This is a genomic window from Mesorhizobium sp. M7A.F.Ca.US.006.04.2.1 (genome assembly GCF_004022915.1).
In the GTDB taxonomy this organism is placed as follows: domain Bacteria; phylum Pseudomonadota; class Alphaproteobacteria; order Rhizobiales; family Rhizobiaceae; genus Mesorhizobium; species Mesorhizobium ciceri.
The window spans coordinates 1-6088 of the sequence record NZ_RZQA01000352.1; the positions used below are offsets into that span (position 1 = coordinate 1).

The 6088-nt window shown below is 63.4% G+C and carries 5 protein-coding genes and 1 pseudogene; 5 read left to right on the forward strand and 1 reads right to left on the reverse strand.

The genetic code is table 11. The annotated features are described in order from the left end of the window. Positions 1-1266: sulfatase-like hydrolase/transferase (locus tag EN925_RS19120; RefSeq protein ID WP_128336808.1), on the reverse strand; the 1266-nt coding region annotated here is incomplete at its 3' end. Between the two features lie 259 nt (positions 1267-1525). Between EN925_RS19120 and EN925_RS19125 the strand changes: the two are divergent. The 5 genes and pseudogenes from EN925_RS19125 (at position 1526) to EN925_RS19145 (ending at position 5931) form a co-directional block, all read left to right on the forward strand. After that, a pseudogene (locus tag EN925_RS19125) lies at positions 1526-2418 on the forward strand (VOC family protein). A gap of 4 nt (positions 2419-2422) precedes the next feature. Then, a complete protein-coding gene (locus tag EN925_RS19130; RefSeq protein ID WP_027163149.1) occupies positions 2423-3043 on the forward strand; it encodes an alpha/beta hydrolase in 621 nt (206 codons plus the stop codon). Positions 3044-3045: 2 nt separating this feature from the next. Next, positions 3046-3345 (forward strand): GNAT family N-acetyltransferase, encoded by a 300-nt coding sequence (locus EN925_RS19135; protein ID WP_013529296.1) that lies wholly within the window; start codon positions 3046-3048, stop codon positions 3343-3345. Positions 3346-3485: 140 nt separating this feature from the next. Next, positions 3486-4544 carry a dipeptidase gene (locus EN925_RS19140; protein WP_064993243.1) on the forward strand — a complete coding sequence of 353 codons (1059 nt, stop codon included), beginning with the start codon at positions 3486-3488 and terminating at the stop codon, positions 4542-4544. A 76-nt stretch (positions 4545-4620) separates the two neighbouring features. Continuing rightward, positions 4621-5931: a flavin monoamine oxidase family protein gene (locus EN925_RS19145; RefSeq protein WP_128336810.1), complete on the forward strand. Its 1311-nt coding sequence runs from the start codon at positions 4621-4623 to the stop codon at positions 5929-5931. Positions 5932-6088 lie beyond the last annotated feature (157 nt).

The following is a 6088-nucleotide window of genomic DNA, read 5'->3' on the forward strand; positions in this document are numbered from 1 at the left end:
CGCGGCAACCGAGCGGAAATCGAACTCCCAATGCGCGGCATCGCGCCACGCCGCCGGGGCCTCTCCGCTCAGGAACGGCTTCAGCGACCTGCCGTCGAGATGCGGCGCGGGCTCTTCGCCGAGCAGGTCGAGAAACGTCGGCAAAATGTCGACCGCTTCGGTGAAGCTGTCTACCTTGCCGCCGGCCGCCTTGCCGTGGCGCGGATCGCGGATGATCAGCGGAATGTGGTAGCTGCCGTCGAAATAGCCGCCCTTGCCCAGCATGAAATGGTCGCCCATCATCTCGGCATGGTCCGAGGTCAGCACGATGATGGTGTCGTCCCACGCGCCGGCCGCCTTGACCGCTTGCCAGATGCGGCCGAGCTGGGCGTCGACCTCGGAAATCATGCCGTAATAGATCGCGCGGAGGACGCGAAAATCGTCTTCGCTCCAGTCGCGCACCTTGCCGCTGGCGTCGGGGCGAAATTTCATCTGTTTCTGCCGGCCGAGATCATAGGCTAGATAGGGATGGTTTTCCGCCTCCTCCTGCCAGCTTGCCGCGCGCCGGAAGGCCGGGCCGTCAGCCGGATCGTACATTGTGTTGTAGGGCTCCGGCACTATGAAGGGCGGGTGCGGGCTGATGAAGGAAACATGCGCGAACCACGGCGCGGCGTGCTCCTGTTCGCCAAGCCAACGCGCGAATTCGCCGGTCAGGAAGGCCGCCGGGGTTTGTTGCCCGGAGTAGACGGGCGGCGCGTTGCTGACGGTGGTCCCGACCGCGCCGTCGGCCACCGGGCGATGGATGTCGGGGGATCCGGCGCTGGCGTCGACACCTTGCAGCTCCAGCCAGGATAGCCATTGCTTCTGATGCTCGGGCAGCAACTGGCGCACCGTAAAGCCCGGCAGCACGCCTTCATAGCTTTGCAGCCGCGGATCGCCCGGCGCCAGCAGGCGCGGATCGAGCGACACATCGGTGTAGCCGAACAGCGTCGGATCATAGCCCAGGGCGCGAGCCGAAAGCGCAATGTTGCCGTGGCGAGCGTCGAGCGGCGTGCCATTGCGGCAGACGCGGTTGTTCATCTGGTAGAGGCCGGTGTAGAGGCAGGCGCGGGCGGGCGAGCAGGGCGCCGCGCCGCCATAATGCCGGTTGAACAGCACACCCTCCGCGGCCAAAGCGTCGGCATGCGGCGTCTGCACGACCGGATGACCGGCGGCGGACAGACAATCGCCGCGCCACTGGTCGCATGTGATCAGGAGAATGTTAGGCCGCCTGGCTTTTCCACTCACTCACGATACCTTTGTCCCGGGATGTCGAACGCCGTTTATGGAACCGAATTCTGGCCATGGCGCAAGTCTGACCTGCGAACCAATTGGTGAACGAACCTTGTTCCATCGTTCACTTTTATGACACAGTCCATTCTGTGTTTGCCGCCTTTGCGGAAACTGCCCTGATCCTCATATTGGCGTGGACAGCGGCGAGGGCCGCACATGTACCAAGGGAAGGAGCAAGCTCGACCAGATCAAGGGCCTGCATCACGTCACGTCGATGGCCAGGGATGCCCGCCAGAACAACGATTTCTTCACCAGGAAACTCGGTCAGCGCCGGTCAAGAAGACCGTCAATTTCGACGCGCCCGATGTTTATCACCTTTATTACGGTGACGAGGCCGGTACGCCGGGTTCGGTGATGACCTATTTCCACTTCCCCGACATCGGCAAGGGCCGGCATGGGGTCGGGGAAGTCGGAACCACCGTCTACTCGGTGCCGGAAGGCACGCTTGGCTATTGGGAAAAACGCTTTGCCGATGAGGGCGTCACCGGCCTCTCGCGCGAAGAAACCTTCGGTGAGAAGCGCCTGGCTTTTGCCGGACCGGATGGTGACGGCTTCGCGCTGGTCGAGTGCAAGAGCGACAGCAGAGCACCCTGGGCGAAAGGCGGCGTTCCCACGGATGAGGCGATCCGAGGCTTTCATTCCGTGTCGCTCAGGCTGAAGGATGGCGGCGCCACGGAAGAGCTGCTGAAGTTCATGGGCTATGAGGAAGTCGACAAGTCCGGCAATCTCAGGCGGCTGGCGGTGAAGAACGGCAATGGCGCCGATGTCATCGACATCGAATCGCTGCCGAGCACTGCCTTCGCCGATCTCGGCGCCGGCTCCGTCCATCACGTCGCCTTCGCGGTCGAGAACCGCGCCAGGCAGCTGGAAGTACGCAAGGCGTTGATGGACACCGGCTATGGGGTGACGCCGGTGATCGACCGCGACTACTTCTGGGCGATCTATTTCCGCACACCGGGTGGCGTGCTGTTCGAAGTCGCCACCAACGAGCCGGGTTTCGATCGCGACGAGGATACCGCTCATCTGGGCGAGGCGCTGAAGCTGCCGACGCAGCACCAGCACCTGCGGCCCTATCTCGAACAGCATCTGCAGAAGTTGGAAGGCTGAGGCCATGAGCAAGGACGCTTACATCCACAAGGTGCTGCCCGGTTCGCCGGGCGGTCCATTGCTGTTCGTCTTCCATGGCACGGGAGGCGATGAGAATCAGCTTCTGTCGCTGGGGCGCGATCTCGCGCCCCAGGCAACCATCGTCTCGCCGCGCGGTGATGTGTCGGAACAAGGTGCCGCGCGCTTCTTTCGCCGCGCCGCCGAGGGCATCTACGATATGGACGACCTGGCGCGGGCGACGACCAAGATGGCGGGCTTCGTCAAGGCCCATGTTGAAGCAGCGAAGCCATCGGCCGTGCTCGGTCTCGGCTATTCCAACGGCGCCAATGTCCTGGCCTCGGTGGTGTTCGCGGTTCCAGCGCTGTTCGACGCGTCGGTGCTGATGCATCCGCTGATCCCGTTCGAACCTGAGGTCAAGGGCAGCCTCGCCGGCCGCCATATCCTGGTGACCGCCGGCAAGCGCGATCCGATCTGTCCACCGAACCTGACCACGCGGCTCGAGGCCTATTTGCGTGCCGACGGCGCCGATGTCACAGTGGAATGGCACGATGGCGGGCACGAGGTGCGGCCAAACGAAATCGAGGCGGCACGGCGGTTCTTTGCCGATACTGCCCAAGGAGCATAGCAATGCCTGACCAACTGCCTGAGATCGAACTTGAGGATCGCGGTTCCAAGGGCCGCTATGTCCTGCGTGGACCCGATGGCGCCGAGGCCGAGATGACTTTCACCAAGATCGGTGAGCACCAGATCATCATCGACCACACCGAAGTGCCGGACGTCTTTCGCGGCCAGGGTGCCGGGCTTCGGCTCGTCACCCGCGCCGTCGAGGATGCGCGTGCGGCGGGCAAGAAGATCATCCCGCTCTGCCCGTTCGCCAACGCCCAGTTCCGCCGCCATCAGGAATGGGCCGACGTGCTGAAGCGGTAGGGATTCGTTGCTTGGAAACGGCGCGGCAAGCGGCTGCCATCCCACCGGGGCGGCTTTGGCATTTGCGCGGGTGGCGCATCCTGCCTAAGTAGATAGGATATATCTTAGCCGCGCCGACAAACGAACCGAATGATCCCCCAATGACCGAAACCGATCGCGTTCCCGTCTTCGACGGCCACAACGATACGTTGCTCAGACTCCATCAGTCGAAAGACACGGACGTCGAAAAACTGTTCATCGAGGGGAAATCGGGCGGCCATATCGACCTGCCACGCGCGAAAGCCGGCGGCTTCGCCGGGGGCATGTTCGCCATCTTTCCGCCGCCTGTCGAGAAATCCAGGCGCGGCGCCGTGCCCCTGGCGCCGGGCGCCGCAGAACCGCTGCCGCCCGAGGTTCCGCGCGATGAGGCGCTGACCTCGACCATCGCGATGGCCTCGATCCTGTTCAGGCTGGAACGGGCCGGAGCGCTCACCGTCTGCCGCAGCGCCGGCGATGTGCGCAATGCCATGGCGCAAGGGTCGATCGCCGCGGTGTTCCACATCGAAGGGGTCGAGGCGATCGATCCCGAGCTCACCATGCTCGACGTGCTGCATGAAGCCGGCCTGCGCTCGCTCGGCATCGTCTGGAGCCGTCCGAACGCCTTTGGCCACGGCGTGCCGTTCCGCTTCCCGTCTTCGCCCGACACCGGCCCTGGCCTGACCGATGCCGGCAAGGCGCTGGTCAAGGCCTGCAACCAGTTGAAGATCATGATCGACCTGTCGCATCTCAACGAGAAGGGCTTTCGCGATGTCGCCGCACTCAGCGATGCGCCGCTGGTGGCGACCCATTCCAACGTGCACGCGATCTGCGGCCATTCGCGTAACTTGACCGACTGGCAGCTCGGCGCGATCCGCGAAACCGGCGGCATGGTCGGGCTGAACTTCGCAACCGGCTTCCTGCGCGAGGACGGTCGCATGAATGCCGACACCAGCCTCGATATCATGGTGCGCCATATCGATTCGCTGCTGCAGGCGCTGGGTGAGGATGGCGTTGGTCTTGGCTCCGATTTCGACGGCGCCATGATCCCGGCCGTCATCGGCGATGTCGCCGGCCTGCCGAAGCTGATCGATGCATTGGCGGCACGCGGTTTCGGCCGCGCGCTGATCGAAAAAATCGCCTATCGCAACTGGCTCAATATGCTCGAGAAAACGATAGGTTAGAGACAGCCTGCGGCATATGTCGACAAGGACATAGTTCGTCGGTGGAAGCCGGATACGATTGGGTGGATAGCCGGCAATGCTGAAGACCTTCACGCATGAGGGCGGCGAATTCGAGCGAACCGATGTCGTCATCGTCGGTGCGGGTTTCACCGGCCTGTCGGCGGCGCTTGAGATGAAGAAGGCCGGCATCGATTTCATCCTGCTCGAAGCACGCGACCGTGTCGGCGGACGCGTCGAGTCCCGACTGAACGGACTTGGCGAACGCATCGATAGTGGCGGCCAGTTCCTGTGCGAGGACATGCCGGAATTGATGGCCATGGTCGAGGCGCGCGGCAAGACGCTGGTTGAAACCCATGTCGATGGCGACTTCATCACCCAGCCGACGATGTCCGCACAACGAGCAGAGCGGACCTATCATGCCGCGATGGCGATCCGCGAGCGCATGAACGGGATCGATCCGGACGATGCCTCGATTGCCGGACTGACCGTCGCCGACTGGCTTGCCTGCCAGCACGATTCCGCCGATGCAAGGATGGCTTTCCGTTCGATGATCGAAGGTCTCTGGTGCATGGCGCTGGACCAGATTCCTCTCTGGTATTTGATCGACAATGACCGGCGGGTCACCAACGAGGTGACGGAACTGCAATATTTCGTGCGCGAAACCATGCATTCGCTGGCCGACGATCTGGCCCGCGACCTTGGCGATCGGTTGCGGCTAAGCGAGCCGGTCACGCGCATCGAGCACAGTTCGCCAGGTGTTCTTGTCGTTTCGGCCGGGGATACCGTCGAGGCGCGCACGGTTCTGGTTGCCGTCCCGCCGGCGACGGTGACGGAGCTCGCCTTTGCCCCCGCTTTGCCGGCCGGACTGGGGCGGGCACTCGGCGCCTGGGAAAGCGGCGCGGCTATCAAGATCCTGGTGCGCTATGCCAAACCGTTTTGGCGGGCGCGGGATTTGAGCGGCATGGTGATGTGGCTCGAGCCGCCGGGGCTGTTTGCCTGCGACGCCGGCAAGGATGCGGAGCATGCGGCGCTCGTCGTGTTCGTCGGCGGCTCGCTCGCGCTGCGTTGGCGCGACCTCGGCGAGGCGGAACTGCGTGCGGAGGTGACCGGCCGGCTGGAGGCAGCCCTTGGTCCGGATGCCGGTGACGTCATCGATTTCAGTTTGCGTGACTGGACAGGAGATCGCTGGAGCGGCGGCGCGTACAGCGATCTTATTGTCGATGTTACAGCGACAGACGCCGAGCGAACGATCCTTGCCGGCGCACCGCCGGTGTATCTCGCCTCTTCAGAACTCTCGCCATCGTTTCCGGGGTATGTCGAGGGCGCCATCATTGCCGGGCGCATCGCCGCGCAAAAAATCATCGACGAGCTTCAGGCTCCGGGCTGAGCCTGATCTTTTCGAAAAACTGTTTGGCAAGATCGGTCAAGTTGCGTCTCGAGCCCTGGCGCCGGCGAAGCCATACCCGATTTTGCCCGGCTTCGCCCGAAATGCTGTTTCGAATTCGTTACAGTGCCAATCCTTCGCCACCCCATCACCGTTACAG

Excerpts from the sequence above, each read along its gene's own strand:
- EN925_RS19140 (WP_064993243.1), top strand. The coding sequence starts at position 3,486 with ATGACCGAAACCGATCGCGTTCCCGTCTTCGACGGCCACAACGATACG.
- EN925_RS19145 (WP_128336810.1), top strand. The coding sequence starts at position 4,621 with ATGCTGAAGACCTTCACGCATGAGGGCGGCGAATTCGAGCGAACCGAT.
- EN925_RS19135 (WP_013529296.1), top strand. The coding sequence starts at position 3,046 with ATGCCTGACCAACTGCCTGAGATCGAACTTGAGGATCGCGGTTCCAAG.
- EN925_RS19130 (WP_027163149.1), top strand. The coding sequence starts at position 2,423 with ATGAGCAAGGACGCTTACATCCACAAGGTGCTGCCCGGTTCGCCGGGC.